At 63.6% G+C, this 308-nt stretch carries 1 protein-coding gene; it reads right to left on the bottom strand.

Going from position 1 to position 308, the window contains the following annotated elements; genetic code table 11:
- A partial coding sequence (locus tag E5162_RS14460; RefSeq protein ID WP_174235020.1) for a CoA transferase occupies positions 1–308 on the bottom strand: 308 nt, incomplete at both ends.

A 308-nucleotide genomic window follows, 5' to 3' on the forward strand; every position in this document is an offset into this window, starting at 1 on the left:
GGCCGGCCTTTCCACCATCCGCCTCGTAGAGAAAGCCGCTATTGAGCAGCTGGGGATGGGTCAGCATGTCCTCGGAGGTGTTCACCTTTCCGGCCGGTACGCGCTTTTCACGCAGGCGGGCCAATACCGTTTCGACAGAGAGGCTGGCCACATTGGGCTCGCAGCGTTCGCGAATCGTGTCCCAGTTCAGGAACCGGCTGGCCATATCGGCGCAGCGCTCGTCCTCGAGCAGATCCAGCGCCTCGACGGCCTCGCCCCAGCCGCCGAATTCCTTCTCCGACAGCATCACGACGACAAACCAGCCGTCC

Source organism: Marinicauda pacifica, from assembly GCF_004793635.1.
In the GTDB taxonomy this organism is placed as follows: domain Bacteria; phylum Pseudomonadota; class Alphaproteobacteria; order Caulobacterales; family Maricaulaceae; genus Marinicauda; species Marinicauda pacifica.